The 24675-nt window shown below is 68.4% G+C and carries 28 protein-coding genes, 1 tRNA gene and 1 pseudogene; 21 read left to right on the plus strand and 9 right to left on the minus strand.

What is annotated here, in order from left to right; translation table 11 throughout:
* A partial coding sequence (locus GUY59_RS36120) for an aminoglycoside phosphotransferase family protein (RefSeq protein WP_161714866.1) occupies window positions 1-681 on the plus strand: 681 nt, incomplete at its 5' end.
* Window positions 682-770: 89 nt separating this feature from the next.
* On the opposite strand, the gene GUY59_RS36125 is transcribed toward GUY59_RS36120, so the two are convergent.
* Both GUY59_RS36125 and GUY59_RS51525 read right to left on the minus strand, forming a co-directional pair.
* Entirely contained in the window at window positions 771-1679 is a 909-nt protein-coding gene (locus GUY59_RS36125; protein WP_138200887.1) for a DUF6924 domain-containing protein, read from the minus strand.
* Window positions 1680-1768: 89 nt separating this feature from the next.
* A pseudogene (locus GUY59_RS51525) lies at window positions 1769-2515 on the minus strand (helix-turn-helix domain-containing protein); the annotation flags it as partial.
* 87 nt (window positions 2516-2602) lie between these two features.
* Between GUY59_RS51525 and GUY59_RS36135 the strand changes: the two are divergent.
* The 8 genes from GUY59_RS36135 (at window position 2603) to GUY59_RS36170 (ending at window position 9469) form a co-directional block, all read left to right on the plus strand.
* Window positions 2603-3814, plus strand: a complete 1212-nt coding sequence (locus GUY59_RS36135; protein ID WP_138200888.1) for an MFS transporter — start codon at window positions 2603-2605, stop codon at window positions 3812-3814.
* Between the two features lie 78 nt (window positions 3815-3892).
* Window positions 3893-4768, plus strand: coding sequence for a hypothetical protein (locus GUY59_RS36140; RefSeq protein ID WP_138200889.1), 876 nt, complete (start codon window positions 3893-3895; stop codon window positions 4766-4768).
* Window positions 4769-4770: 2 nt separating this feature from the next.
* Window positions 4771-7596: an outer membrane protein assembly factor BamB family protein gene (locus GUY59_RS50980; protein ID WP_161714867.1), complete on the plus strand. Its 2826-nt coding sequence runs from the start codon at window positions 4771-4773 to the stop codon at window positions 7594-7596.
* Between the two features lie 63 nt (window positions 7597-7659).
* Window positions 7660-7986 (plus strand): PadR family transcriptional regulator, encoded by a 327-nt coding sequence (locus GUY59_RS36150; RefSeq protein WP_138200891.1) that lies wholly within the window; start codon window positions 7660-7662, stop codon window positions 7984-7986.
* Window positions 7983-8339 (plus strand): DUF1048 domain-containing protein, encoded by a 357-nt coding sequence (locus GUY59_RS36155; protein WP_138200892.1) that lies wholly within the window; start codon window positions 7983-7985, stop codon window positions 8337-8339. Before GUY59_RS36150 ends, GUY59_RS36155 begins: the two co-directional genes overlap by 4 nt.
* A 1-nt stretch (window position 8340) precedes the next feature.
* Window positions 8341-8649, plus strand: a complete 309-nt coding sequence (locus tag GUY59_RS36160) for a DUF1048 domain-containing protein (RefSeq protein WP_138200893.1) — start codon at window positions 8341-8343, stop codon at window positions 8647-8649.
* A gap of 92 nt (window positions 8650-8741) precedes the next feature.
* On the plus strand, window positions 8742-9062 hold the full coding sequence (locus tag GUY59_RS36165; RefSeq protein ID WP_138200894.1) for a type II toxin-antitoxin system Phd/YefM family antitoxin: 321 nt from the start codon (window positions 8742-8744) through the stop codon (window positions 9060-9062).
* Entirely contained in the window at window positions 9059-9469 is a 411-nt protein-coding gene (locus GUY59_RS36170) for a type II toxin-antitoxin system VapC family toxin (RefSeq protein ID WP_138200895.1), read from the plus strand. The genes GUY59_RS36165 and GUY59_RS36170 overlap by 4 nt, the downstream gene beginning before the upstream one ends.
* Window positions 9470-9772: 303 nt before the next feature.
* Here GUY59_RS36170 and GUY59_RS47845 read toward each other — a convergent pair whose 3' ends face one another.
* A complete protein-coding gene (locus tag GUY59_RS47845) occupies window positions 9773-9949 on the minus strand; it encodes a hypothetical protein (protein ID WP_171055382.1) in 177 nt (58 codons plus the stop codon).
* Window positions 9950-11218: 1269 nt separating this feature from the next.
* Window positions 11219-12508 carry a hypothetical protein gene (locus GUY59_RS36180; RefSeq protein ID WP_138200896.1) on the minus strand — a complete coding sequence of 430 codons (1290 nt, stop codon included), beginning with the start codon at window positions 12506-12508 and terminating at the stop codon, window positions 11219-11221.
* A gap of 346 nt (window positions 12509-12854) precedes the next feature.
* Here GUY59_RS36180 and GUY59_RS36185 point away from each other — a divergent pair, with 346 nt between their 5' ends.
* The 11 genes from GUY59_RS36185 (at window position 12855) to GUY59_RS36235 (ending at window position 21576) form a co-directional block, all read left to right on the plus strand.
* Window positions 12855-13136, plus strand: coding sequence for a hypothetical protein (locus GUY59_RS36185; protein ID WP_138200897.1), 282 nt, complete (start codon window positions 12855-12857; stop codon window positions 13134-13136).
* Window positions 13137-13425: 289 nt separating this feature from the next.
* Window positions 13426-14118, plus strand: a complete 693-nt coding sequence (locus GUY59_RS36190) for a GntR family transcriptional regulator (RefSeq protein WP_201761752.1) — start codon at window positions 13426-13428, stop codon at window positions 14116-14118.
* A 181-nt stretch (window positions 14119-14299) separates the two neighbouring features.
* Window positions 14300-15532: an MFS transporter gene (locus GUY59_RS36195; protein ID WP_138200899.1), complete on the plus strand. Its 1233-nt coding sequence runs from the start codon at window positions 14300-14302 to the stop codon at window positions 15530-15532.
* 358 nt (window positions 15533-15890) lie between these two features.
* Complete coding sequence (locus GUY59_RS36200) at window positions 15891-16325, plus strand: plasmid replication, integration and excision activator (RefSeq protein WP_138200900.1); 435 nt, start codon at window positions 15891-15893, stop codon at window positions 16323-16325.
* The gene (locus GUY59_RS36205) at window positions 16325-16591 is read left to right on the plus strand and encodes a hypothetical protein (protein ID WP_138200901.1); all 267 of its coding nucleotides are present in this window, start codon (window positions 16325-16327) and stop codon (window positions 16589-16591) included. The genes GUY59_RS36200 and GUY59_RS36205 overlap by 1 nt, the downstream gene beginning before the upstream one ends.
* Before the next feature lie 26 nt (window positions 16592-16617).
* Window positions 16618-16899, plus strand: coding sequence for a hypothetical protein (locus tag GUY59_RS36210; protein ID WP_138200902.1), 282 nt, complete (start codon window positions 16618-16620; stop codon window positions 16897-16899).
* An 86-nt stretch (window positions 16900-16985) separates the two neighbouring features.
* Window positions 16986-18413 carry an FtsK/SpoIIIE domain-containing protein gene (locus GUY59_RS36215; protein ID WP_138200903.1) on the plus strand — a complete coding sequence of 476 codons (1428 nt, stop codon included), beginning with the start codon at window positions 16986-16988 and terminating at the stop codon, window positions 18411-18413.
* Window positions 18410-18613, plus strand: coding sequence for a hypothetical protein (locus tag GUY59_RS36220; RefSeq protein WP_138200904.1), 204 nt, complete (start codon window positions 18410-18412; stop codon window positions 18611-18613). The genes GUY59_RS36215 and GUY59_RS36220 overlap by 4 nt, the downstream gene beginning before the upstream one ends.
* The gene (locus tag GUY59_RS36225) at window positions 18610-20214 is read left to right on the plus strand and encodes a replication initiator (RefSeq protein WP_138200905.1); all 1605 of its coding nucleotides are present in this window, start codon (window positions 18610-18612) and stop codon (window positions 20212-20214) included. The genes GUY59_RS36220 and GUY59_RS36225 overlap by 4 nt, the downstream gene beginning before the upstream one ends.
* Window positions 20215-20227: 13 nt before the next feature.
* Window positions 20228-20434 (plus strand): helix-turn-helix domain-containing protein, encoded by a 207-nt coding sequence (locus tag GUY59_RS36230; RefSeq protein WP_138200906.1) that lies wholly within the window; start codon window positions 20228-20230, stop codon window positions 20432-20434.
* Window positions 20434-21576, plus strand: coding sequence for a tyrosine-type recombinase/integrase (locus tag GUY59_RS36235; RefSeq protein WP_138200907.1), 1143 nt, complete (start codon window positions 20434-20436; stop codon window positions 21574-21576). The genes GUY59_RS36230 and GUY59_RS36235 overlap by 1 nt, the downstream gene beginning before the upstream one ends.
* 56 nt (window positions 21577-21632) lie before the next feature.
* Here GUY59_RS36235 and GUY59_RS36240 read toward each other — a convergent pair.
* The 3 genes from GUY59_RS36240 to GUY59_RS49290 all read right to left on the minus strand — a co-directional run bounded on the left by GUY59_RS36240 (window position 21633) and on the right by GUY59_RS49290 (window position 22587).
* Window positions 21633-21708: transfer RNA gene (locus tag GUY59_RS36240), tRNA-Ala, on the minus strand.
* A 15-nt stretch (window positions 21709-21723) separates the two neighbouring features.
* The gene (locus GUY59_RS36245) at window positions 21724-22452 is read right to left on the minus strand and encodes an HAD-IA family hydrolase (protein WP_132336732.1); all 729 of its coding nucleotides are present in this window, start codon (window positions 22450-22452) and stop codon (window positions 21724-21726) included.
* A gap of 15 nt (window positions 22453-22467) precedes the next feature.
* Entirely contained in the window at window positions 22468-22587 is a 120-nt protein-coding gene (locus GUY59_RS49290) for a DLW-39 family protein (RefSeq protein WP_020542320.1), read from the minus strand.
* 556 nt (window positions 22588-23143) lie between these two features.
* On the opposite strand from GUY59_RS49290, the gene GUY59_RS36250 reads away from it, so the two are divergent.
* Window positions 23144-23356 carry a heavy-metal-associated domain-containing protein gene (locus tag GUY59_RS36250; protein ID WP_138200908.1) on the plus strand — a complete coding sequence of 71 codons (213 nt, stop codon included), beginning with the start codon at window positions 23144-23146 and terminating at the stop codon, window positions 23354-23356.
* Between the two features lie 159 nt (window positions 23357-23515).
* On the opposite strand, the gene GUY59_RS36255 is transcribed toward GUY59_RS36250, so the two are convergent.
* Both GUY59_RS36255 and GUY59_RS36260 read right to left on the minus strand, forming a co-directional pair.
* Window positions 23516-24034, minus strand: a complete 519-nt coding sequence (locus tag GUY59_RS36255; protein WP_161714868.1) for a universal stress protein — start codon at window positions 24032-24034, stop codon at window positions 23516-23518.
* 103 nt (window positions 24035-24137) lie between these two features.
* On the minus strand, window positions 24138-24675 hold a 538-nt coding region (locus tag GUY59_RS36260; RefSeq protein ID WP_161714869.1), incomplete at its 5' end, for a hypothetical protein.

Genomic DNA, 24675 nt, shown 5'->3' on the forward strand with positions numbered 1-24675 from the left:
GCCGAAGCCGGGCTCGCCCACCTGCCCCTCGCCATCCCCTCGCCGGTGGCGGTGGGCGAGCCCGGCTTCGGCTATCCGTGGCGGTGGGCGGTGTCGCGCTGGCTGGAGGGGGAGGTGGCGACCGTCGAGGCGCTGGCCGACTCGTCCGCGGCCGCCGTGCAACTCGCCGAGTTCCTGGTGGCCCTTCAGCGGTACACGCCTGACGGCGTACGCGCCCTGCGGAGCCGCGACGGCCTCACCGGCCAGTCCTTGGAGAGCCGCGACCGTTCGACCCGGGACGCCATCGCCAAGGTCGGCGACGTCTTCGACATCACCGCCATGACCGACCTGTGGGACACCGCCTTGAAGACGCCCGGATGGGACCGCCCGCCCGTCTGGTTCCACGGCGACTTCCACACCGGCAACCTGCTGACCCTCGACGGCCGCCTCCACGCGGTCATCGACTTCGGCGGGCTCGGCATCGGCGACCCGGCCTGCGACCTCACCATCGCCTACACCCTGATGTCGGCCGGCAGCCGGGCCGCCTTCCGCGCGGCGCTCGGCGTGGACGACGCCACCTGGATGCGGGGCCGCGGCTGGGCCCTCACGACCGGCCTGAACGCCTACACCTCCTACGCCGCCGTCAACCCGGTCATCGCCACGCAGACCTCCCGCCAGATCAACGAGGCCCTCATCGGCTGAGGCCGTACGACTCAGGTCGGCAGCGGGCCGCCGCCGTCGCGCGAGGCCCTGGCCCCCGTGGCCGACTGCCGAGGCGGGCGGCCCTCATCTCAGGGGCGTTCCCACCACGGTTGTACGCCTTCCATGGCGACGAACTCGAAGAAGTCCATGTTGCCGATCTCCAGGTTGTCCGCGAGCGACCCGACCTCGCGGCACGGGACGACGGCGGGTTGCCCCGGGGTGTCGTACAGGTCGACCGCGGTCAGCGGCCGGCCGGGCTCGGCGAAGGTGCGGGCGTCGGCCAGCGCGACCAGCGTGGTGTGCTCATCGGACGGCACCAGCGCCGGCACCTCGCCCGGGTGGAGGCCCTCGAAGGCCCGGTCGTCGACGACCAGCGCCGTCAACGGGGCGTGCTCCCCGTCGTGCTCGTCCGTGCCGACGCAGCCGTCCTCGTCGATCCCGCCCAGTTCGTCCAGCAGGGCGTGCCAGCCGTCCTCGTCGTCGAAGGAGGTGCGGACGAGCAGGGACATGTCGGTCGAGGGCAGCGCCGGGAACGACCGGCCCGGCGGCGGCGCGGGCATGGGAAAGGCGGGCCGGCCGGCGTCCCCCATGTACATCCCGCACCGGTCCATGCCGCGTACCAGGTCGTCGAACGTGAGCGCCCCGCCCAGCAGGCCGTTCAGGATCTCACCGAGCCGGGCCGGTGGAACGCGGACCCCACGCCCGGGCACCGCCGCGAGGTCCACCAGCAGCGGTCCGTCCCCGCCGAACACCACCGGAATGTCCACCAGGACGGCGACCGGCGGCACGGAACCGCCGTCCGGGACGAGCGCCGGGATGGCGCCGCCGTGCACGTAGTCCCATCCGGGGTTCTCGACCGGGCGCAGCCGCACCCCGCCGTCCGCGAGGACCTGGTCCTTGCCGGGCAGGCCACCCCACTGGGCCCTGCCGTCCTCGTAACAGGTGCAGACCAACAGCACCTCACCGGGCGCCGCCGGGGGGAGCGAAGGACGGGACATGGTTCCTCCCAGGGCCAAGGGCGGGTGGCGGCGGTCCGGCGCCGCTGCGGTCGGGTGGAGGTCGCGCCGAGGAGGGCACGGACCCTTCCGGGCGTGTGACCCACCTCGTCGCGCATGACCCGCGTCAGGTGGGCCTGGCCGCTGAAGCCGAGGCCGGCCGCGAGCGCCGCCAGGTCCGTCTCGCCCTGGTCGAGGCGGGTCAGCGCGCGACTCACGCGCACGCGGTTGCGGTAGCGGCTCAGGGGCATGCCGACGTGGTGCCGGAACGTGTGGCTCAGGTGGGACGGGGAGGTTCCGAGCCGGCGGGCCAGGGCCACCAGGTTGCCGCAGCCGGGCTCGTCGGCGAGAATCGCCTCCCTGGCGCGGTCGGCCAGCTCCGACCGCCCCGGCGGCGAGCCGTCACGGGGCTGGTCGCGCAGCGCCAGCAGCAGCAGGTCGAGGAGGGCCTCGACGGCCGCGTAGCCGGGATCGGCGCCGGAGCGCAGCAGCAGGCGGTGCGCCAGTTCGAGCCGCGCGTCCACCCGCACGGCCGGAGAACGCACGGCATCGACCTTCTCCGTCAGCGCGTCGCCGGTGAGCGTGATCGAGGTGCACACGTCACCGCCCGCGGGGTGGGCGAAGCGCACTTCCTCCCCCGAACGGTGCAGGTAGCCGGTCGTGGGCTCGACCGTCAGCTCCCGCCCCTGGGCGTCGAGCCGGAACCGCCCCCGCCGCACCAGCACGATCTGCGCGCCGGGAGCCGTCTCGGGAGCCGACCAGCCGCCGTGGTCGTCGGTGCACTCGACCGCGCGGAGCACGAAGTGCGGGCTCTGGATCAGCCGTCTTTCTGTACGCACCGGACAACCGTACGCAACGGCACCGACAGGACAGGCCCCGCATATCCGTTCAAGACCGGGCAGCCACCGGCGGCCGATGCTGATCGTATGCTCACTCTCGCTCCCCCGTCGGGGACGGCTGCGCGCCGGGGCCGGATGCTGGCCGTCCTGCTCACCGGGCAGGCCATGGCGTCCATAGACGCGTCGATCGTGTCCGTAGGAGCGGTGACCATCCGCGAGGGCCTGCACGCCGGCGGCGCCGAGATCCAGCTGATCGTGTCGGGCTACCTGCTGACCACCGGCGTCCTGCTGGTCACGTGCGCGCGGATCGGCGACGTCATCGGGCACAGGCGTGCGTTCCTGCTGGGACTCGGCTGGTTCACCGGCGCGTCGCTGCTGTGCGGGCTGGCCCCCGACGCGACCGTGCTGGTCCTCGCCCGCATCGCCCAGGCCATGGGGGCGGCGCTGCTCACGCCGCAGATCTTCTCCCTCATCCACCTGCACCGGGACGGGGCGGCACGCCGCCGGGCGATCGGCGTCTACAGCATGGTGCTCGCCATGGGAGTCGCGATGGGGCAGGTCATCGGGGGGCTGGTCGCCGGCTCCGACCTGTTCGGCCTCTCCTGGCGGCCGATCTTCCTGATCAACGTCCCGATCGGCCTGATCCTGCTGGCGATCGGCCCGCGGGTCCTGCCGAACCTTCGTACGGACCAGAAGGTACGCCTCGACCTCGCCGGGGTGGCCCTGCTGACCGTCGCCATGACGGCGCTCACCCTCCCGCTCGTCTTCGGACAGGACCACGGCTGGCCCGCCTGGGCGTGGATCTCGCTGGTGGGCGGTGCCGCGCTGCTGGTGGTGTTCTTGCGCCACGAGATGAGGGCGCGCAATCCGGTGCTGGACCTCGCGGCGCTGCGGCCGGACGGGACCAAGCCGGGGCTGGCGGCCTGCCTGATCGTCATGGGCTGCTACACCGTCTTCCTGCTCACCCTGACCCTGCACCTGCAGACCGAGCTCGGCTACTCCCCGCTGCAGGCGGGGCTGGCGTTCGTCCCGTACGCGCTCGGGTTCGGCGCGCTCAGTCTCAGCTGGAACCGTTACCCGCAGTGGCTGCAGAACGTGCTGCCGACAGCGGGACCCATCATGTTCGCGGCGGGGGCGGCCCTCCTGGTGCTCCTCCACCGCGACCAGTGGAACCCGTGGGGCGCCGCGCCGCTGCTGCTGCTCGCCGGAGCCGGCCACGCCGCCGGCTACAGTCCGCTGATCGCCCTGAATCACCACTCCGCGCGGCGGCGCAACGGCTACGAACCATGCCCGTCCTGAATAGCTCACCATCACGCCGCCCAGGACCCTATAGCTATAAGGAGATTCAGCCGCCGTTTCTGAGAAGGGAAACGTCCCATGGCCAGAGCACGCCAGAACAGGCGTGCCAAGCCCGGGCGGGCCGCTCCCACCCCACGGGCCGAGCAGGCCGGGCCGGCCGGACGGTGGACGGCCATGAGGACATGGCTGGCGGGAGTCCTCAGCGCTGTGATCATCACGGCGATCGGTGTCGTGTTCACCTCCTGGTTCAACGCACGCGGGCCCGACACGGTCGACCGGATCAGCGGAGAGCCCCCGATCAAGGTCGGCCACGTGGCCGTCGACCATTCGGCTCAGGACACCGCTCTGCGAGAGCCGGTGACCGACCCCGGAGAGCGCGCCATTCTGCTCGGCAACGCGTCCGGCGCGCGGGCCGACGCCGTCATGGCACGCCATGACCGGGCCCCTCTGGAAAGGGCGGACGCCACCGTCGTCCTTGTCGGGAACCGCAGCAGCGTACGCGTCATCGACATCAAGCCCCGCGTTCTCACCCGCGCACCGGTTTCCGACGGCGCGGTGCTGATCAGCACTCCCGCCGGAGAGGTCGACACGGTCGAACTCTCCGCCGACCTCGACGAGCCCGCCCCGCGTTTCACCGCCGCCGAGGACCCCGGCACGTCCTACTTCAGGACAAAGCAGATAGACCTGAAACGGGGCGAGAAGATCACGCTCTCCCTGTCGGTCAAAGGCACCGCGGCTTACTACGAGTTCGATCTCCAGGTCACCGCGCTCGCGGAGGACCGCACCGAGCAGCTGACGATCGAAGGGCCGGGCGGGAGCCCGTTCCGGGTCACCGGCACGGCCGACGCCTACCGCGCCTACTACACCGTCTCCCCGCTGCGCGGCTGGCAGCCGATCTCTCGCGGTGAAGCGTGTGTGATCGAGCGGAAGATCCAGCAGATCAAGGGGTGCTGATCGTGCGCGGGCGGCGCGCGGTCGCCGTCCTGCTCGCGGCGGTCCTGGTGGCCTGCTCGGCCGCGTCCGCTCCTCGGCTGCCGCTCGTGCCCGTCGAGTGGCGTACGGCGTGGTCGGTGCCCACGGACGCCGGCGCCGGCGAGTCGCCCTTCGACACTCCCCGGACCGCCGTGTCCGAGCACGCGGTCGCCGTCGCGACGCGCCACGGCGCCGTACGCATCCACGACCCGCGCACGGGCAGGCTCCTGCGTTCCGTCCCCGCCGGGCCGTCGCTCACCGGCGTGTGGATCGCGGCGGACACGCTGGTGGTGTCGCGAGGTACGCCGGACGTCGCCGAGCACACCCTGCACGCCCATGATCTGACCACGGGAGCCGCGCTGTGGCGGCGCACGGTCACCGTCTCCCACCGGCGGCCCTGGGCAGACGGTCCCGGCACGTACCGGGGCTCGCGGATCATGGTTACCGAGCGCGGCATCGTGGTGTTCGAACGACCGGCCGAGCCCTTCGACCTCCAGGCCCTGGAGCTCCGTACCGGGGCGGCCACGGCACGGATGAGTCATCCGCCGGGCTGCCACCTTCGCGGCGCGGCCACCGCCCGGTCGGTGACGTTGCTCAGCTTGTGCGCGGGAGACGACCCGCGGCTCGCCTCGATGGACCCGCGCACGCTGCGGCAGGAATGGACACGCCCGCTGCCGTCCTCGTCGCCGCCGGCCGAGGACACGGCGATGGACGTCACGGCCAATGCGGCAGGACATGTCCACGCCTCGGTGGGGGACGACCACTTCTACGCCGGGGCGGACGGCCGGCTGCTGCCCACCGCCCCCGAAGCCGCGCCGGTCACGACCCCCGGCCGCTGGGTCCCGCCCTTGTTCGCGGGCTCGTACTCCGCGGCGGCCGACCATGCCAGGGCCCTCCCGGGCGGTCAATGGCCGTTGGCCGCGTACCTGTTCTCCGTCGACTCCGGCACCGGGCGACTCGCCGGGTTGCCGCTCGACCTGCCGTACGACCGGGTGTCCCTGGTCGGCTCGATCCCGGGGATGGCCTTCGTGCTCGGCGGTGACGGCCGAATCACCGCGTACAAACTGGTCCACGGGCTTTCGCGCGGGCCCACGCGCTTCGGCGGTGTCCCGGCGAGCGCCTGGCCTGACGCCTGCGCGCTGCTCACCGGCCGGGACCTGTCCGTCCTCGCCGACGGCTACCGTCCGGTTCCCCGGGCGGACGGCTCTACGGCGGGAACGGCACGGACGAAACCGGCGAAATGCGACTGGATACCGCCCACGGACGACGGCGTCGTCGTCTCGCTCTCCGTGGAATGGGTGTCCTCGTCGTACGCGGGCGCACGGCAGCTGTTCACCGCCGAGGTCGGCGCCGTCAAAGAGGCCAACGCCTTCGATCCCACCACCGAGAGTCCGGGTTTCCTCTCCTACACCGTGGCCGAGACGAACGGGTTCTACGGCACGACCCTCATCAACGTGGGCCCCGTCATCGTCCGGCTGAGCTCGCTCTCGCGCGAGGCGGTACGGCTCGTCTCCCCCACGCTGCAGCGCAGGCTGCTCGCACGATACCGGCCAGGCGTCCGCGCCCCCGGGCCCGCGCACGCGAGCGGCTGGAACCATCCGACCGACGCGGTGGTGCATGCCGAGCCGGTCGTGGTCGACGGCGTCGTCTACGCGACGAGCGGCGACGGCACGGTGTCCGCCCTCGACGCCGCCACCGGCACGCTGCGCTGGCGTTTCCGTACGGGGGGTTCGCTGCTGTTCGATCACGTGGTGGCGGATGGCACGGTGTTCGCGGCGAACACCTCCGGCAGGCTGGTCGCGCTGGACGCCGCCACCGGCCGCATGAGGTGGAGCCGCAGGATCGATGCGATGAGCGACCTCGTCTCCGCGGCCGGCCGCCTGTATGTCTGGACCAGGAAGACCCCCTTGTCCATGAGAGCCGAGGTCGTCGCGCTGAACGCCGCCTCCGGCACGAGGTTGTGGAGCTTCCGGCCGGAGGGCGACGTTCTGAACCCCGATCCCGTGCTGGCCGGTGAGGTCGTCCATGTCGGCAGCGACCATGGCACCGTGTATGCGCTGGACGCCGCCTCAGGAGTCGGTAAGTGGCGCTTCCAAGCCGGCGGAAAGCACGACCACACCCATCTGGCGAAAGCGCGCGGGGTCGTCCATGCCGCGACCACCGACGGCAGGGTGCACGCGCTGCGGGGTTCCTCCGGGAAGGTCCGATGGAGCTCGAGGATCGGCGCCCCCGTCGGCTTCCGTCCGGTGGTGGCCGGCGGGACCGTGTACCTCGGCGACAAGAAGGGCACGACGTACGCGCTGGACGCCGGCTCCGGCACGCGGCTGTGGACCTTCCCCACCGAAGGCGGCAAAGCCGGCTACAAGTGGACGGCCGCGGTGGCCTCCGGACTGGTGTACACCAGCGGCGTCGACAGCAGGTTGTACGCACTCGACGCCGCCACCGGCACGGCACGCTGGAGCTTCCCGCTGGGCAAAGGCCCCGTCTCGGGTCCGGTGGTGGCGGACGGGACCGTGCACGTGGGGCACAACGAGGGAACTCTGCACGCGCTCGACGCCGCCACCGGCACGGCACGCTGGAGCTTCCCGCTGGGCAAAGGCCCCGTCTCGGGTCCGGTGGTGGCGGACGGGACCGTGCACGTGGGGCACAACGAGGGAACTCTGCACGCGCTCGACGCCGCCACCGGCACGGTGCGATGGAGCGTACGGACCGGTGGCACCATCGAACCCCGGCCTGTCGTGGCGGGCGGCTTCGTCTACGTCGGCAGCGCGAACGGCAACCTGTACGCATTACCCGCAGCGAATGGCTGACCGTCCTACTCAGTGATACTATGTAGCAGTACTCGGTGCCACTGAGTAGATCGGAGGGCCGGCATGGACGACCTGACGGAGATGCTGAAGGGCACGCTCGAAGGCTGCGTGCTGGAGATCATCCGCAGCGAGGAGACCTACGGGTACGCCATCACGCGCCGGCTGAACGACCTCGGCTTCACCGACGTGGTCGAAGGGACCGTTTACGCCATCCTGCTGCGGCTGGAGAAGAACGGGCTCGTCGAGGTGACGAAACGCCCCTCCGAGCTCGGCCCGCCGCGCAAGTTCTACGCGCTCAACGACGCGGGCCGCGAAGAGCTCACGAAGTTCTGGGCGAAATGGGAGTACGTCTCATCACGGATCGACAAGCTCAGGGAGGGCGGGGAATGAACATCTGGGAGAACCTCACCGGCGGCGACCTCACCAGAGAATGGCGGAATCTCGAAACCCGGGCCAAGGCGTTGCCGGCCGGCCACCAGGAGGCGTGGGAGAAGATCAAGGCCCACCTTTCCCTCTACTCGGACTTCACCGGCCGCAACCTGCTGCCGATTCTCGACGGTGCTCTCGGGCTGCTCGAAGAGACCGCGGCCGACGGGCAGAGCATTCAAGAGGTGCTGGGTGACGACGTCGAAGAATTCTGCGCGGCGCTGGCCGGCGGCGAAGGCGCCCGGGACTATCGCGGCCGATGGCGCGAGCAGTTGAACAGGAACGTCGCCAGGAAACTGAGCCGGCTAGGAGGTTGACGTGGGGATCCAGACCATCATCCAGGGCAAGAAGCAGTGGCGGGCACACATGGCCCGGGTCAAGGCGCTTCCGCAGGATTACCAGATCGTCCACAAGGAGATCCAGCGATACCTCTTCAAGGTCGGGCCGGTCGACCTGCTCCCAGGGCTCCTCGACTTCTTCGAGGAGGGCGCGGCCGCCGGCAGAGGAGTGCTGGAGCTCATCGGCAACGACGTCGCCGCCTTCTGCGACGACCTGATGAAAGACTCACGCACCTACGCGGACAGCTATCAGAAGTCCATGTGCGAGAAGCCCGGCCGGGGGCTCTGACACCCGGAAATCACTCGGCCACCCCAGGTTGGGTAATCCCGCAGTTGTGCCACAGCGTAGCACCGCATGGCACAGCGCTGTAGAGTTGGTGTGTGACCACCCCTGAGCCCGACCGCTCCCATGAGATTTCCCAACGCGACCTGCGTAACCGGTCAGCGGAGATCATGGATGGCCTGGAACGGGGGGAGCGGTACGCCGTTACCCGTAATGGTCATCACATCGGCGACCTGGTCCCGCTCCGCCGCCGGCGCCGGGCCGTGTCACGCGCCGAGTTCGCCGCCGTGTCGCGTGGAATGCCACGACTGGACGACCGTGAATATCGCGAGGCCATGGACCGTCACGTCAATGACGATCTCTACAACCCCTACGACCGCGCATATGGCAGAGGCGAATTCGCCGAGGACGAGGGATGACCCACTCCCTGGGGCTACTCGACACCAACATCCTCGTCCTGCGTGCCGGCATAGATCCCGACGAGCTCCCCGACGAGATGATGATCAGCGCCATCACCACCGCGGAGCTCTCGGCCGGCGTCCTGGCGGCGGCAGGAACGCGGGAACTCGCCCAGCGCATGAAGATCCTCCAGACCGCCGAAGCCGAATTCGACCCACTCCCCTTCGACGACACCGCAGCCCGCGAATACGGCCAGTTGTGGACCGCCGTCTCCGCCTCAGGGCGCGAACCACGCCCTCGCGCCGCAGATCTGATGATCGCCTCTGTGGCGATCGCGAACGGGCTACCTCTGTACACCTGCAATCCCAAGGACTTCCAAGGCCTTGACCAGCTTCTCGCCGTCGTCCCGGTGACCCGTCCGCACTAGGGTCATTCGCCAACACCCCCATCGCCCGTCACGTCGTCCAGCGCCGGAGTTTCTCGGGATCGCGTACGACCCAGATGTGCTTGATCCGGTCGCCCACGACGTCGAACGCGAACACCGTCACAATGACGCCGGCTTGCTGAGCCACCAGACCCGGCTGACCGTTGACCGTACGTTCCACGCGACGGGACCCGTCTCGTACAGGACCTGGCCGCGGCCATCGCTTCCATGACGCGAGAGCTCTTCACCGACCTCGGCCTCGCCGATCTCCTTCCGTCTGTGCTCGACCGGCCCGCCGTCCCGCTCTCACTCCTCCTCGGTCTCGCGCTTTTCCGCCAGCGCGTACGAGAGGGCGACACCGAGACACATGGACATCGAGATGCCGAGAGAGACGTTGTGCAGCGCGACGCCCAGTCCCATACCCAGTGCGATGCCCGACCCCATGCCGATTGTCCAGTTCGGGGTGTTCTTACCGTTCGTCATGGTCCGATCTTCGTACAGGACCGTGTAGCGGTGTAGACATCGCCATCATGAGTACGACATGACAGCTGTCACACGGGCGGGTCCTCCAGGGCTCGGTCCGGCTGCGGCAGAGACCCCCTAGAACAGCAACTCGGAGCCTCTGGTGCAACGGTTGATCTTGGTCGACAAGCCTTCTCCAGGGGCTCTTGGCCATGGTTGAGGCAAGCCGCGCACAGCATGCAGGCGAGGGCCGCGGCCGCTCGCAGGCTGGACCCCCGCACGCGGCGAGCTCACCAAGAAGCCATCGGGCACATAACGGACACGGCCCAGGAAACAGCCCTCACAGAGATCAAAAGCCCAGGCCGTTGACCTGGGCTTTCGTATGAGTGGAGCCTAGGAGATTCGAACTCCTGACTTCCTGCTTGCAAATCGGCCCGATCTACGAGCACAACCGCCTTGACCTGCGTCGAGGCCAGTCCGCGAGTGACCATGATTAACCGCTCCTGACCGCCCTTAATGGCCCGCTAATGGCCCGACGATCAGTCGGCGACCTGGTATTTCTCGCGCGACGCGCGCACCTCGCCCGTCTGATCATCCCGTCTGCCGTCGACCCGCCCGAAGGGGAAGCGGGCCAGGGCCACGGGGACAAGGTGGAGCCCCCAACTGGAGGAACGACCTTGTCCCCGTGGCCCTGGCCTGCTCGGCTTGTCCCAGGTCGATGGTGGGCGGGCTGATCAGGCTTCCACCTCAGCTATCTACGGACTCCAGATCCGAGCGGCGATCATCCCGTAGCCGGAGCGCCCCCGCCGGAGGCTCTCATGCAATCTGGAAGTTGCCCACACTTCTACCCTGATGAACGGCTTTTTTTTGAGAGAGAGCGGCCCAGAAGCCAGTAAGCCAGTACCGATAGCAGCTGCCAGCCCAGCCAAGATCTGATGAGTTGCCGGGAGTTCCCCGAAGTTCGAGATGACACCGAATAGAGTCGTAGCCATCGATAGCGTGACCAGCGTTACGCGGCTTCGAGGCGGGTGCTCGCCTTGCCGCCGTCGCGCGCGTCCACCCATGCCCTGAGAATACGCGGCACTGGCAAGGGATGCGCAACGTTGTCCTCGGCATCCGGCTCGCCCGTGCATCGCGGCCCGAGCACGGCCGTGCGCGAGAACGGCCCCCAGGCCGCACGCGCAGCGTGCGGCCGAGCGCAGGGTCGCACGCGGCGGCGGAGCCGCCGCCTTGATACCTAAAAGAACAACTCGGCAATTCTGCAGATCTGCAAGTGGACCCGTGTCGCGCTCAATCGAGCAGATCCGGACGGCGGCTGGTGAGGGCTCTACGGGCAGTTACGAAGCGCTCGTGGAACTCTTCGGCAAGCGCTTCGCGTCGGTAGCGCTGCCGTAGCACGCGGTCGAGATCTCCGGCACGGTTTACTAGGTCAGTGAGGGATCGTCGATCGATGTCGAAGGCAGCCAGGCCCTCATCAACAGCCGCGTCGAGATCGCCGCGTCGAGCATGGACGATGCCAAGGTCTATGTGCGCGTCGGCGACTCGCATCGGGGCGTTGGAGGTGCCATCGGGGCGGGTGTGCATCTGGATGGTCTCGCGGGCATGTTCCTCGGCGCGGTCGTCATCAGCAAGCCAGGTGTAGCAGGTGGCGGCGTAGAACACCCACTTCGCGTGGTCAAAGAGGAAGTGATGATCTGGATGCTCCGGCATGGGCAGGCTACCGAGGACTTCGGCTCCACGAGTCAGGGCACGGTCAGCTTCGCGACGGTCGCCTATCCGGGCCAGGCCGCGAGCTTCTTGTAGGGTGAGTTGGACCATGGCGCTACTGGTGCCGGCTACGGCCTGGCCCATGCGGGCGGCGGTGACCACGTCTTCGTAGCGGCCTTCGACGAGGGCGAACCAGGCTGACATCTCGTGTGCCCAGCCCATGAGTTCGCCGTGGCCAACCTGGCGGCCCATCTCGAAGGCGGCTCGGCGGGCGGTCTCGGCTTCTTCTCGCTCCCCCAGGTCGTAGTGCACGCACCCGAGTAGGGCGGTCAGCCAGCCGGTGATGACCAGGAGTTCGCGGTGCTGGTCGAGGGTGAGTCGTCCACTGAGTAGCCGGTTGACCTGGGCGAGGCGCTTTTGTGTGCGGTCTCGGAGTGCGGCGGCCGGGACTACGGGATAGGCGCGGCAGAGGAGATCGACGGCTTCGGCGAGTGCTTCGAGGGTGCCGGTGCCGACGTCGGATGCTTGGAGTTGCTGGGCGAGTTCCATGGTGCCGTACAGCTCGGCCTCGGCCCGTAGGGCGTCCATCGGCAGGATGGCGGATGCCTCGATGAGGCCGCTACTCGGCCTGTTCTGGGAGAACCCCAATGCCTCCGGCTGCAAGCCGGTCAGTTGGGTGAGTGCCAGCCGGTAGGGCGTGCGCGGCCAGCGGACCTCCCCCGCCTCCCAGCGCCGGATGCGTTCCTCGTCACAAGTAAGGCGTTCCGAAATACCGATTTGCGTGCTGTTGATTCGGTCGGCCATTTCCGCGCGAGTCAGCCGATTCTCATTCCGCCACGCGCGCAGTTGGACATTAGGAATGTTCTCGGGCATCTATGAGACTTCCTCCCAGCTGGGGGCTCAAGAGGGGGATCAAAGGGGACTGCTCGGGGGTCCTGCGTCACTCCATTTGCCGGTGGACTTGCCATCAACCAACAAGGTACGTGAAGCGGCCTCCCGACAGAGGGAACGCCGGATGAATCGAGGAGATGGCGACGGTGACCCGGCCAGACGAGAACAGCGAGACAACGCCCTGCCCCGCATGCCGGGGACGCGGAATCAAGCTGCGCGACTCGCGCCGCGCGCTCCTCATCCGCGACGGCGAGAGCGACGAGATTCCAGGAGGGGAACGGCAGTGTCTCGACTGCCTCGGCGACGGCCGGGCCGAAGGGAGCGGGAAATGAACTCGATCATGCAAGCAGCATTGAACGGCTTCCAGCAGCAGAAAGAGGCGAACGCCCTGATTCGGCTGCGTGACCAGCTCGCCAGCCGGGGCGTCAACTCGGAGCTGCGGGACAACAACAGTGCACTCATGGTTCACCGGGCCGAGCCGGGGCTGCCGGTCTGGGTGTTCGTCGGGTACGGCGGAGCCTTCTACTCCTGGCAGAACGCCGAAAAGCGGCACTCGGTCGACGACGTGGAGGGGGCCGCGAACGTCTTGGCGGAGTACATCGCCAAGTAGCATGCGGGCGCGGCGGGGCGGCGATAAGCCCCGTGCGGAGGGGTACGGGCCAGGTCCTTCCCCACCCCGTCGCGCCTCATCGCCTGGCAGGCGGTCAAGTTCATGCCCATGGGAGGGGCGCCCCCGTTCCCTCCTTCGGCTGCCTGCCGGGCCCTCTTCCTGCGTCCCTGTGGAAAGTGTGGACGTACGGGCTGAGCCCAGGTTACGCTCAAACTTGGTAAAACAACCTGTCGGGTGTTGGACGGTCATTATGTCGCTAGAGTCCGTGCCGCCGAAGTATGCGCAGCTTGTGCAGGCCCTTCAACGGCGTATCGAGTCGGGAACCTACCAACCGGGCTCTCTCCTCCCCAGCGAACACCAGCTCATCGCGGAGTTCGGTGTCTCCCGGCCCACCGTGGTGGCCGCGCTGCGGGTGCTGCGCGAACAGGGCTGGATCGAGTCCCAGCAGGGCAAGGGCCGGTTCGTGCGCGGTCGTCCCGCGATGGCGTCGGTGGAGTCCAACCGGCGTGGGCAGGCTTTCCTGACTAATCCCGAGACCGACTCCCCCGGCGAACTCGTGGAGGCGGGCTCGGCCGCGCTGCCCAACCGTGTGGCCACGTTGCTGAACGCACAGCCCAAGAGCAGGGCGTTCCTGCGCCGACGCCTCGTGACCCGTGACGGCGAGCCAACCGAGCTGGTTTCTCTGTGGCTGCCCCTGGAGTTGTCCGAAGGCACCGATCTGACCAGCGGAGAACCGCTGCCGCAGGGCATCCGCGAGCATCTGCAGGCGCGCAAGGGCGTGCGCTTCGATCACATCGTGGAGCAGATCACCGCGCGCATGCCCACCGCTGGTGAGGCCAAGCAGCTCGGCATGCCGAAGAACGTGCCGCTCCTGGCGGTGTTCGGAGCTGTCCGGGACGCCTCTGGTCTGCCGCTGGTCGTGGTTGAAGTGCTGCTTCCGGCTGATCGTCACGAGCTGGAGGACGCGTACCCGGTCCGGTAGGGCACCGCGACGACCTGATGGAGATCCTCATAGATCACGCTGCCGGGGGCGATCGTCTCGACGCACACGCAGTGACTTGGCGGGCCGCGAAGATCTCCACGTAGCCGGAGACGCGTTCGATGAGAAAGCCGGCTGAGGACTTGAACCATGCTGCGGCGCCAACACCCCTAGGGTAGATCAGATGCCCCCCGCTTTCCGTCGTTACGTCACCGCCGACGGCTTCAGCCAGTTCGGCACCCAAGTCACGCGCGTGGCCCTCCCGCTGGTCGCGCTGCTGGTGCTCGACGCGGGCCCGTTAGAGCTCGGCCTGCTCAGCGCCGCCGGAATGATCGGTTTCCTCCTCTTCGGGCTGCCCGCCGGCGTGTGGGTCGACCGGTTGCGCAGGAAGCCCATCCTGGTGACGGCCGACGTGATGCGCGCGGTGTCCCTGGTCTCCGTCCCGATCGCCGCGCTGTTCGACGCGCTCACGCTGGCGCAGCTCTACGCGGTCGCCGTGATCGTCAGCATCGGCACGGCCTTCTTCGACGTCGCCCACCTGAGCTTCCTGCCCTCCATCGTGACCAAGGAGCAGCTGCCCAAGAGCATGGGGACTTTGGAGTCCGTGCGCAGCCTCTCCGTGCTCTTCGGCCCGGGGCTCGGCGGCTGGCTCGTGCAGGTGCTCACGGCGCCCATCGCCATCGTGGTCGACGCGGTCAGCTACATGGTCTCCGCCATCCTGCTGGCGACCGTCAAGGCCGAGGAGACTCCCTCCGGGGAGCGCGTGAGCCTGATGGAGGGCCTGCGCTACGTGCTCGGCCACCCCATCCTGCGCCTGATCGGCCTCGTCGGCGCCATGAACATGTTCGTCAGCGGCATCTTTGCCATCGTCCAGCCGTTGTACCTGGTCGACGAGCTGGGCGTGAGTGCGGCGGGCTACGGTCTGATGGTCTCGGGCGCGGGGGTGGGCGGCCTGCTCGGTGCGCTCCTCGCGTCACGCGTGATCGCCCGCTTCGGTCACGGCCCCACGATGTGGGGCACAGCCGTCCTCATGGTGCCGCTCTTCGTGCTCGTCGCTTTCACGGGACCCGGCTGGCGGCTCGCCCTGTTCCCGATTGGCATGGCGTTCATCTCTCTGGTCGGGGTCATGAACAACGTCGCCCAGGGCAGTTACCGCCAGGCGATCTGCCCAGAAGGCCTGCGCGGCAGGATGAACGCCAGCCTCCGCTTCCTCATGTGGGGTTCGCTGCCGCTCGGCGGTGTCGTCGGCGGGCTGCTGGGCGAGGCCGTCACCATTCACCAGCTCCTGTGGATCGCGACCCTCGGCTCTGTAGTGGCCAACCTGCCCTACGTGCTGGCTCCCGCCATACGAAAGCTCAAGCTCACGGACGACGGCGGCCGTGAGGACTCCGAGGCCAAGGAGGACAGCCGCGCGTAGGTCGTCGGGGGTGTCGACGTCGCACCTGACCGAGTCGATGTCGTCGAGGCACAGCTCCTTGGCACCGCCCGCCAGATGCTTGGCCCGCGACTCGCCGCCGAAACGCGGCGTGAACGGCGTGCCGGTGTAGAAGGTCGTGCCCACGTCGAGCGCGTCGGGGACGAAGGCCTGCTCGAACTCCTCTGCCGCCCTCACGTACACCGGGCAATTCCTCCTTGATCGCGTGGCTATGTGTCTACCGGATTGGTAAGTGGTCCGTCACCTCGCTCCAGGTCACTTGACGTAGCAAGTTTGAGCGACCTACTCTCGGAGTATCACTTGATAGGTCAAGTGTCTGACATCCAAGAGAGGAGCCGTCATGGCTCTGCAAGGCCCCATCCCCGTCACCTTCGCCATGGTCTTCCCGCACGGCTGCTACATCGTCGGCGAGGTCGAGCCCGTCAAGGACTTCGACGCCTCGTCCAACGGCCGGTTCGTGCAGGCCCGCGACAAGCAGACCGGAGAGCTGGTCTGGCAGGTCGCGGTCATGGACGGTGACCCGACCCTCAAGCCCGCCCAGAAGACGGTGGCGGTCAAGATCCTCGCTCCTGTCCAGCCGGTACCGCCCCAGCCGATGCCGGGCATGCCGTTCACGCCGGTCGAGTTCAACGGCCTCACCGTCACCCCGTACGTCAACGCCGCCGGTCGCCTCGCGTACTCGATCAAGGTCCGTGAGATGTACCCGCCCCGGCAGACCAGCCAGCCCGTTCAGACCGCTCCGAGCAAGGCTTCGGCCGGAAAGGATGCCGCCTGATGGCCCGTCGCCGTACGCCGCGCAACAGCGTGATCCGGCTGACCACCGGGCACGCCGCCCGCACCCTCAACCACCCGTTCGCACGCCGTGAGCCCGTCCTGGCGCTCGACTTCGGCGCCACGTCTGTGCTGGTCACGACCAGCGGGCCCGTGACGGCCGATGACCTGGAGTTCGCGCGGCAGCTCGCCCGTGAGGCCTACCGCTTCGCCCGCTCGCTGGAGCGCAACTTCTACGGGCTGCCCGACGGTAAGGGGGTGGCTACGTGAGTCTCGGCCCGTACAGCCTCGTCACCGTGTCCCTTCGACCGGAGGCCACGCCGCACGTGGGCGTCTCCTTCTACACGCCTGATCTCAAGGTCCGGGCGGGGCTCCTGCTCAGTAGTCCGCGCCCGTTCCTGGAGCTCTGCTCGCCTGAGGCGATCGTGTACATCTCCACCACCGGCGCCGGGACGGTCACCGATGCTGACCTGGCCGTTGCCCGGGAGATCTTCACCGCTGCCGCTCGCTACCTGGCCGAGTGCGAGCAGCTGCACGCCGAACAGACGGCCCAGGACGCCACCGACCCGGCGGCCTGACATGAGGCGGGGCCGCTGGAAGCGGCAACTTCCGGCGGCCCCTCGGTTCTCCCCTGACTTGCTCAATCACGAGAGGTTCCCAGCTTATGTTCAAGCGGCTGCCTGGCGACGAGGCCCGTAACCTCGTCTCCACCACGCCCGACACGGCCGTCGTCTTCCGCCCGGCCGTGGTCAAGACTCCCGCCATCATCACCATCGTCGTCCTCACCTGCCGGATGCTGGCCAGGCTCGTCCGTACGATCTGGCGCCACCCGATCGCATCCGCGATCCCGGTTGCCCTGGCTGCTGGCTGGTACTTCTACGGCTGGCCCGCTGCTGCGTCCCTGCTCGGCACGGTCGTCCTGGCCCTGGTCTCGTGGGCGTTCATCGATCGGCCGTCGTTCGCCTGCCTGGTCGGCTACTGGCTGCTGGCCTGGTGGCGGCTCGTCTGGGTCTACCGTCGTCACTGGCAACCCGTCATGATCGTGTCCGGTCTCGGGCGTCACCTCCGGGGCCGCGACTACCTGCCCACGTTGGGCAAGGTCACGTGCACCTCGTGGGCCGATCTGGTGACGGTGCGCATGCTCAAGGGGCAGGCGATCAAGGACTGGTCCGATCGTCTCGACCATCTGGCCCAGGGCTTCGGCGCTACTTCGTGCCGGGTGGCGCTGTCTCGGGCCGGTCGGCTGACGCTGACCTTCCCGCGCAGCGACCCACTCGCCACACCTCTGCCCGCACTCTCCATACCGGAGGAGCCGACCGTGGGGCCGGTCGAGATCGGCAAAGGTGAGGATGGGCGGCCGTGGCGGCTCAAGGTGCACGGCACGCATGTGCTCGTCGCGGGGGCGACTGGGGCCGGCAAGGGGTCGATCATCTGGTCCGTCATCCGTTCTCTGCTGCCCGCCGTCCGCGCTGGCCTGGTCGAGGTGTGGGCGCTGGATCCGAAGCTGATGGAGCTGTCCTACGGGCGGGACCTGTTCGGCCCCAGGTATGCGGCCACGCCGGAAGAGTGCGCTGACCTGCTGGACGAGGCCGTCTGCGTCATGCAAAAGAGGGCCGCCCGCTTCGCCGGGCTCCAGCGCTCCCACACCCCGACCGTGGAAGATCCGTTCGTCCTGGTCGTGGTCGATGAGGTGGCCTTCCTGACCGCCTACCAATCCGATCGCGGCCTTAGACAGCGGATCTCCTCGGCGCTGGCCACGCTCACCACCCAAGGCCGCGCGGTCGGTGTCGGTGTCCTGGCAGCGCTCCAGGACCCGCGCAAGGAGGTCATGAACATCCGGAACCTGTTCCCCGACAAGATCGCGCTCAGGCTGGATGAGTCGGAACAGGTGGACATGGTCCTCGGCGACGGCGCACGCGACCGCGGTGCCCTTGCCGATCACATCTCACCGGTTCCGGAGATCGGCGCGGGCGTCGGCTACGTCCGGCTGGAAGCCAGCCCCGAACCCGTCCGGGTGCGAGCCGCCTACGTCTCCGATCACGACATCCGCGCCATGGTCGACGCCTTCGCCTCGTTCGGGGAGGTTGCGTGAAGATCTGCTTCCACGGCACCGCCGACGAGATCAGCCTCGTTGCGGGGCGTCCGCTGCTGGTCCTGCTGACCGCTCGTGACCTGCCCTGCATGCGGGTCTTCGAGCTGTATCACTCCCGCGTCCACGCCCAGCCGCATCTGGAGCAGTACCGGCTCTGCGCGCGGCTGTCCGAGACCACTGACGAAGGGAGGACCGTATGACCCATCCGCACGACCGTGCTCTCCCCCGGGCCGTCCGCCAGGCCATGCCGATGGCCCGGGACGTGCTCGAAGAGGTCGCCAAGCTCAACGGTGTCTGCATCCGGCCCATCCCGCTGCGGCGGCTCGACATCGTCACCGGTAAGTCCGAGATCATTGACGTGCCGTGTGGGGCCGTCCTGGACAGCAAGTGCCCGCCGTGTGCGAAGCGCAACCGGCAACTCCGCATGGCCCAGTGCCGCGAGGGCTGGCACCTCGAAGAGGAACCGGCCGTCACGCCGGACGAGTCGACCGAGGAACAGCGGTGGCTGGTCGAGTTCCGCGCCGACATGCACGCCAAGCGTGACGCGGCCGAACAGGACGGTGACGATACCACTGACCTGGACGCCGTCCTGTCCAGCCTCGATGAGGAGATCAACGCTGCCGGGATGCGAGGCAGCGTGCTCGGCCGAACTGCTCCCAAGCGCACCCGATCGACTCGGCGTCGGCAGGACGCACCCGATCTGCCCAAGCGGAAGATGACCAACACCACCCTTGGACGCACCTTCCAAGCGCCGGATGGCAAGACCTACCGGCCGTCGCTGTTCGTCACGCTCACCCTGCCCAGTTACGGCAAGATCCGTGACGGCGTCCCGATCGATCCCGACACCTACGACTATCGGCGCGCCGCGCGGGACGCGCTGCACTTCTCCAAGCTCGTGGACCGGTTCGTGCAGAACCTGCGCCGGGTCGCGGGCTATGACGTGCAGTACTTCGCCGCCGTCGAGCCTCAGAAGCGGCTGGCCCCGCACTTGCACATGGCCATCCGAGGCATCCTGCCGCGCGCGGAGATCAAGCAGATCGCCGCCGCCACCTACCACCAGGTGTGGTGGCCTCAGGCCGACGAAGTCCTCTTCGACGGTGACCACCTGCCCGTCTGGGACGAGCAGGCCGGCTACCTCGACCCGATAACCGGCGAGGTCTTGCCCACCTGGGACGAGGCCCTCGACGCCCTGGACGAGGACGCCGAACCGCTGCACGTGCTGCGCTTCGGCGAACAGGTGGACGTGCAAGGGGTACTCGCCGGTACGCCGGACGCCGATCAGTGCATCCGCTACCTGTCCAAGTATCTGACCAAGTCCATCGGCGACGCCCTCGACGGCGGCCAGGCGCAGCGCGAGCACGCCGCCCGCATGCTCGATGCCCTGCGCTACGAGCCTTGCTCTCCCACCTGCCCGAACTGGCTGCGCTACGGCGTTCAGCCCAAGGGCGCCAAAGCGGGGATGACGCCCGGCCGGTGCCGGGGGAAGGCGCACAAGCCCGAACACCTCGGCTACGCCGGACGCCGCGTGCTCGTCTCCCGTAAGTGGTCGAACAAGACCCTCGCCGAACACAAGCAGGACCGCCGCACCTGGGTCTTGGAAGCCCTCGGCCAGGCCGACGAACCCACCGACCCGCACCGCTACATCTGGCGCCCCATCCCGGCCGGAGACGCCAACGTGCCACCACTCGCCGTCCGGCTTCTCCGATCGGTCCATGAACGCCAACGCTGGCGAGCCCATCTCAGAGAGCTGGAAGCCAGAGCAGCCGGGCAAGATTTTTCGGCAATTCCGCAGGCCGCGTGAAGGAGGGAGACGCATGGACCAGTTGATGACCGTCGAAGAAGCGGCCGATGCGCTGCACACCTCTGCGCGCTTCGTCCGCCGGTTGATCGCCGAACGACGCATCGAATTCGTGAAGGTCGGACGCCATGTACGCATTCGAGAGTCCGCCCTGATCTCCTTCGTCGCCGCCGGAACCGTCACGCCGATGACGACTGACACCGTCAAGGGGAGTGCTGCCTGATGGCCAACAAAGACGGGCACCGACGTTTCGGCAACATCCGCAAGCGCGAGTCCGGGCGATTTCAGATCCGCTACCCGGGGCCGGACGGGCGGTTGCGAACCGGGGCGACCACCTATGCCACCAAGACTGAGGCAGACCGCGCGCTCACGATCATCGAAGCCCAGATGATCGCGGGTGAGTGGACAGATCCCGATCGAGGGAAGGTCCGGTTGGGTGAGTACGCGCGAGCTTGGATCAAGGAACGTCCCGGCCTGCGCCCCAAGACCATCGAGAACTACACATGGCTGCTGGACCGGCACATCATGCCGACTCTTGGCGGTGTCCAGGTCGGCAAGATCACAACGCAGATAATCCGCGCATGGCGGTCAGAACTCCTGGAGCAGGGCACGTCAGTCTCGACGGCTGCCAAGGCGTACCGGTTCCTGCGGGCCGTCCTGATGACGGCGGCAGAAGAAGACAAGTTGATCAGCCGTAACCCGTGCCGGATCAAGGGCGCGGATAATGAGCACACGCCCGAGCGCCCCGTGATCACGGTGTCTCAGGTGTTCGAACTGGCGGACCGGATGGCGGACAGGCGGTTTCGAGCACTGATCCTGCTGGCCACGTTCGCAAGCCTGCGCTGGGGTGAGGTGATCGCACTTCGGCGGCATGACCTCGACCTGGCGGCGCGCACGGTCCGGGTCCGGGAACAGCTCATCGAACTGGACGGCGGCGAGATGCGCCTGTGCCCGGTCAAGTCCAAGGCCGGCCGCCGTACGATCGGCATCCCTGCCGCGATCATCCCTGCCCTCAGCGAACACCTGGCGTCCTATGTACGCCCCGAAGAGGACGCGTTCGTGTTCCTCGGCAAGAACGGCGGGTTCCTACGCGGGAGCAACTTCCGGCGTGCCGCGAAGTGGGGAGACGCGCTCAAGGAGATGGGACTGACGGGCCTGCACTTCCACGACCTTCGCCACACCGGGAACACGCTGGCCGCGCAGTCAGGGGCGAGCCTGGCCGATCTCAAGGCGCGGATGGGACACGACAGCGATCGGGCCGCGCTCATCTATCAGCATGCGACCAAGGACGCTGACCAGCGGATCGCAGACGCTCTCAGCGCGCGAGTGGAGGCGGAGAGAACAGATCGCCGTCCGGATGGCTAATGGCCCGTTAATGGCCCGAACACCCCGCCACAAGATCGGTGGCGGGGTGTTTTGGCTGGTGGAGCCTAGGAGATTCGAACTCCTGACTTCCTGCTTGCAAAGCAGGCGCTCTGCCAACTGAGCTAAGGCCCCTTCGACGAAGATAGCTTACCGGGCCGACGACGCCACCTGCGTCGTACCGCGGTCGTCGCTCAACACCAAGCTCGGAAAGTCTGCGATCGAGTCGAGGAGGTGGGTGGCGCCGCCCTTCAGGAGGCGTTCCCGGCTGTGGACGCCCGTGAGGAGGCCCGCCACGATCGACGCTCCGGCTCGTACGCCGCACAGCATGTCGTTCTCCGAGTCGCCGATCACCGCCACGTGCCGTACGTCCGCCACCCCCGTGCGGAGGACCGCGTGCAGCACCATGTCGGGCCAGGGACGGCCGCGGCCGCCGGCGTCTTCCGGGGAGATGGCCAGGTCGAGCTTGTCGTCCCATTCGAGCGCGCTGAGGACGCGGCTCAGCGTGACGCGGCTGAAGCCGGTGATCAAGGCCAGTTTGATGCCGTTGCCGCGGAGTTTGTCGAGGACTTCCATGACTCCGGGCATGGGCGTCAGACCCGCCCGCTCCAACGCGCCCTCATAGGAGCGCTCGAACGTCAGGTTGGCCGCCTGGGCCTGGGCTTCGTTGCCAGGGAAGATCCCGCGGAAGACATCGATCGTGGGACATCCCCGGGACCGGTGCACGTGAACCATGGCACGTGCGTAAGCCCCGGTCCCGGGCACTATGCCCTGGGTCGCGATCGCCTCGGCAAAGGCGCGCTCGACCATGGCGATGTCACCGACTGTGGTGCCTGCCAGGTCCAGGCACACCAGCTTGATGGGGACGATGTCACTCATCGCCTCGCCGGTCGGTTAGTTCTCGCTGCCGGTCGCCTCTGTCCAGAGATCAAGCTCTGCGCGGTCGGCCTGCACCTTGCGCCAGATCAGCAACCCCCCAAGGGCGATCAGCGCCAGAACGAGCAGCTTCTTCACGGTGTGACCCCACTTCTTCGACGGTCTCACCTGCCGGGGTGAGACCCAACGGTTGGCAAGCAGCCTAGCAAGGGATGGCTGCGCTCCCTGTGTTGCGGATGTGTGGAATGTGCGATGGACGAGTGTTCAACCCCAGCCGGGGTCCGGATATTGCCCCCATCTCGGACGAACGTCTGACAACCATCTATCAGCAGCCCTCATGGGCAACAGCTCGATCATGCCAAATATCCGGCGAGGATGCGCGAAGCGTCCGTGCCGGACGTCGGCTCGTGCTCGTGGAGGAGGCCGGTGGGCCTGATCCTGGTGAACCCGGTGCCCTGAAGGAGCGTAACCCGAGGTGGGCGAGGTTGCCAGCCGTCTACAAGGTGAGGAGTGCGGGTGCACGTACAGGGGCTCTGCGCGGTCCGGGTGCGGCATGCTCCGGGCGCGCCTGCGGAGCCAGGCTCCCGCCGTACGGCTGTTCGGCTCAGGACGAACATGCCCTTCCCGGCTTCGAAGAAATACCGTAGGGGGGTACGGTGATCGAAGCGTCCGCACACAACCTGAGGAGATCGCCATGACCAATGCCACCTACACCGTCACCGGCATGACCTGCGGCCACTGCGTCAGCTCCGTCAAGGAGGAGGTCGGCGAGGTGGTGGGGGTCACGTCCGTCGAGGTCGACCTGGCGACAGGCCTGCTGACGGTCGGAAGCGACGGTCCCGTCGACACGGCGCTGGTCGCCGCGGCCGTGAAGGAGGCCGGCTACGAGGTGACCGGCCGGGCATGACGGCGCCCCCACGCAACCTGCGTGACGAGCGCGTACCGGCCGGTCCGCCGCGTACAGGCCGGTCCGCGAGCCGGCGCGCAGGTGTTCGAGCCGCAGCGGGGACCGGTGCTGGGCTACGGCGCGATCGCGGAGGACGCCGTTCCGCTGCCCCAGCGACGGTCACGGATGTCGCCGGCTCCAGAATCCACGGGCCCGATCCCCTGACATCTCGGGGTCGTCGGGCGAGGTCGGCTGTCGCACGATCACGATGGTAGTGCGGGCGTGTCGGGCGCAGTACATGCTGGTCGAGGGCATGAAGATGCGGCTGAACAGGCCGCGTCTCCCCCGCCCCAGCACCAGCAGGTCGCCTTCGCGGGCCAGATCCACGAGGTGGTAGCCCGGGTCGCCGACCCGGCCGATCACCGCCGTCGTGAGATCTTCGGGCACTCCGCCCGCGACGTCGTCGAACACGCCGTTGATCACTTCGGAGCAGCGCGCTTCCTCGCCCGCTCTGATGGCGTGCTGCACGGGCAGCGCCTCAGGGAACGGGTGCACGGGCGCCCGGCTGACGTGCACGGCGACCAGGACCATCCGGTGCAGCCTGGCCGCGCCGATGGCCCAGGCGAGCGCCCAGCGCGATGACGGCGACTCGTCGACTCCGACGATCAGCCTCGCACCGGCGGGCAGTTCCTGTTCCACGGTGCCTCCTGTCAAGAGTACGACCATAGTGCGCCTTCCCGTCGGTTACCGGGAGGTGGCATTTTGCAGGCTTGGCGTCGTCACGTGGAAATGCAGACGTCTTTCAGACCAGCTTCAGCAGGCCGCCGTACAGGATGTCCCGTTCGTCCTCCGAGAGGATCCGGTACGGCTGCGCCGCCCGCACGTTGGTCCCCGCCTCGATCCTGGCGCGCAGCGGCCCGTCGGCCAGGGCGACGATCTCGGGCGCGGTCAGGCGCTCGGCCTGCCAGGCCGCGGCGTGCGCGTCGGCGCGGTGGTGGCGCAGCGCGGCGATGCGGTTGAACAGCAGGACCCCCGGCGAGGTCCCCTCCGGCTCGTACGGCGGCGCGACCACCTCCAGCGCGCCGCCCGGCTCGCGTTCGGCCGCGTCGAGCACCCGTCCCGCCAGGTGCTCCAGGGCGGCCAGGCCGTGCCCGGCCCAGACGCGGCCGGCCGCGGCGGCGTGCAGGTCGTACAGCCTGTGGATGAACGCCAGTCCGGCGTCCGTCGGCCGGAGCAGGCCGCCGGGGTCCTCGGTCATGGAGCCTTCGCGCAGGTGGTCGTCGAGTTCGCGGAGGGCGGTTTCGCCGTAGCGGTAGATCGTGGCCAGCCGGGGCCGGGTG

Source organism: Nonomuraea sp. K271, assembly GCF_009908215.1.
GTDB lineage: Bacteria > Actinomycetota > Actinomycetes > Streptosporangiales > Streptosporangiaceae > Nonomuraea > Nonomuraea longispora.

Bases quoted from the DNA above. Each gene is read 5' to 3' on its own strand.
- GUY59_RS36125 (WP_138200887.1), bottom strand. From the start codon at position 1,679: ATGTCCCGTCCTTCGCTCCCCCCGGCGGCGCCCGGTGAGGTGCTGTTG.
- GUY59_RS36135 (WP_138200888.1), top strand. From the start codon at position 2,603: ATGCTCACTCTCGCTCCCCCGTCGGGGACGGCTGCGCGCCGGGGCCGG.
- GUY59_RS36140 (WP_138200889.1), top strand. From the start codon at position 3,893: ATGGCCAGAGCACGCCAGAACAGGCGTGCCAAGCCCGGGCGGGCCGCT.
- GUY59_RS36150 (WP_138200891.1), top strand. From the start codon at position 7,660: ATGGACGACCTGACGGAGATGCTGAAGGGCACGCTCGAAGGCTGCGTG.
- GUY59_RS36155 (WP_138200892.1), top strand. From the start codon at position 7,983: ATGAACATCTGGGAGAACCTCACCGGCGGCGACCTCACCAGAGAATGG.
- GUY59_RS36170 (WP_138200895.1), top strand. From the start codon at position 9,059: ATGACCCACTCCCTGGGGCTACTCGACACCAACATCCTCGTCCTGCGT.
- GUY59_RS47845 (WP_171055382.1), bottom strand. From the start codon at position 9,949: ATGACGAACGGTAAGAACACCCCGAACTGGACAATCGGCATGGGGTCG.
- GUY59_RS36180 (WP_138200896.1), bottom strand. From the start codon at position 12,508: ATGCCCGAGAACATTCCTAATGTCCAACTGCGCGCGTGGCGGAATGAG.
- GUY59_RS36185 (WP_138200897.1), top strand. From the start codon at position 12,855: ATGAACTCGATCATGCAAGCAGCATTGAACGGCTTCCAGCAGCAGAAA.
- GUY59_RS36195 (WP_138200899.1), top strand. From the start codon at position 14,300: ATGCCCCCCGCTTTCCGTCGTTACGTCACCGCCGACGGCTTCAGCCAG.
- GUY59_RS36200 (WP_138200900.1), top strand. From the start codon at position 15,891: ATGGCTCTGCAAGGCCCCATCCCCGTCACCTTCGCCATGGTCTTCCCG.
- GUY59_RS36205 (WP_138200901.1), top strand. From the start codon at position 16,325: ATGGCCCGTCGCCGTACGCCGCGCAACAGCGTGATCCGGCTGACCACC.
- GUY59_RS36215 (WP_138200903.1), top strand. From the start codon at position 16,986: ATGTTCAAGCGGCTGCCTGGCGACGAGGCCCGTAACCTCGTCTCCACC.
- GUY59_RS36225 (WP_138200905.1), top strand. From the start codon at position 18,610: ATGACCCATCCGCACGACCGTGCTCTCCCCCGGGCCGTCCGCCAGGCC.
- GUY59_RS36230 (WP_138200906.1), top strand. From the start codon at position 20,228: ATGGACCAGTTGATGACCGTCGAAGAAGCGGCCGATGCGCTGCACACC.
- GUY59_RS36235 (WP_138200907.1), top strand. From the start codon at position 20,434: ATGGCCAACAAAGACGGGCACCGACGTTTCGGCAACATCCGCAAGCGC.
- GUY59_RS36245 (WP_132336732.1), bottom strand. From the start codon at position 22,452: ATGAGTGACATCGTCCCCATCAAGCTGGTGTGCCTGGACCTGGCAGGC.
- GUY59_RS36250 (WP_138200908.1), top strand. From the start codon at position 23,144: ATGACCAATGCCACCTACACCGTCACCGGCATGACCTGCGGCCACTGC.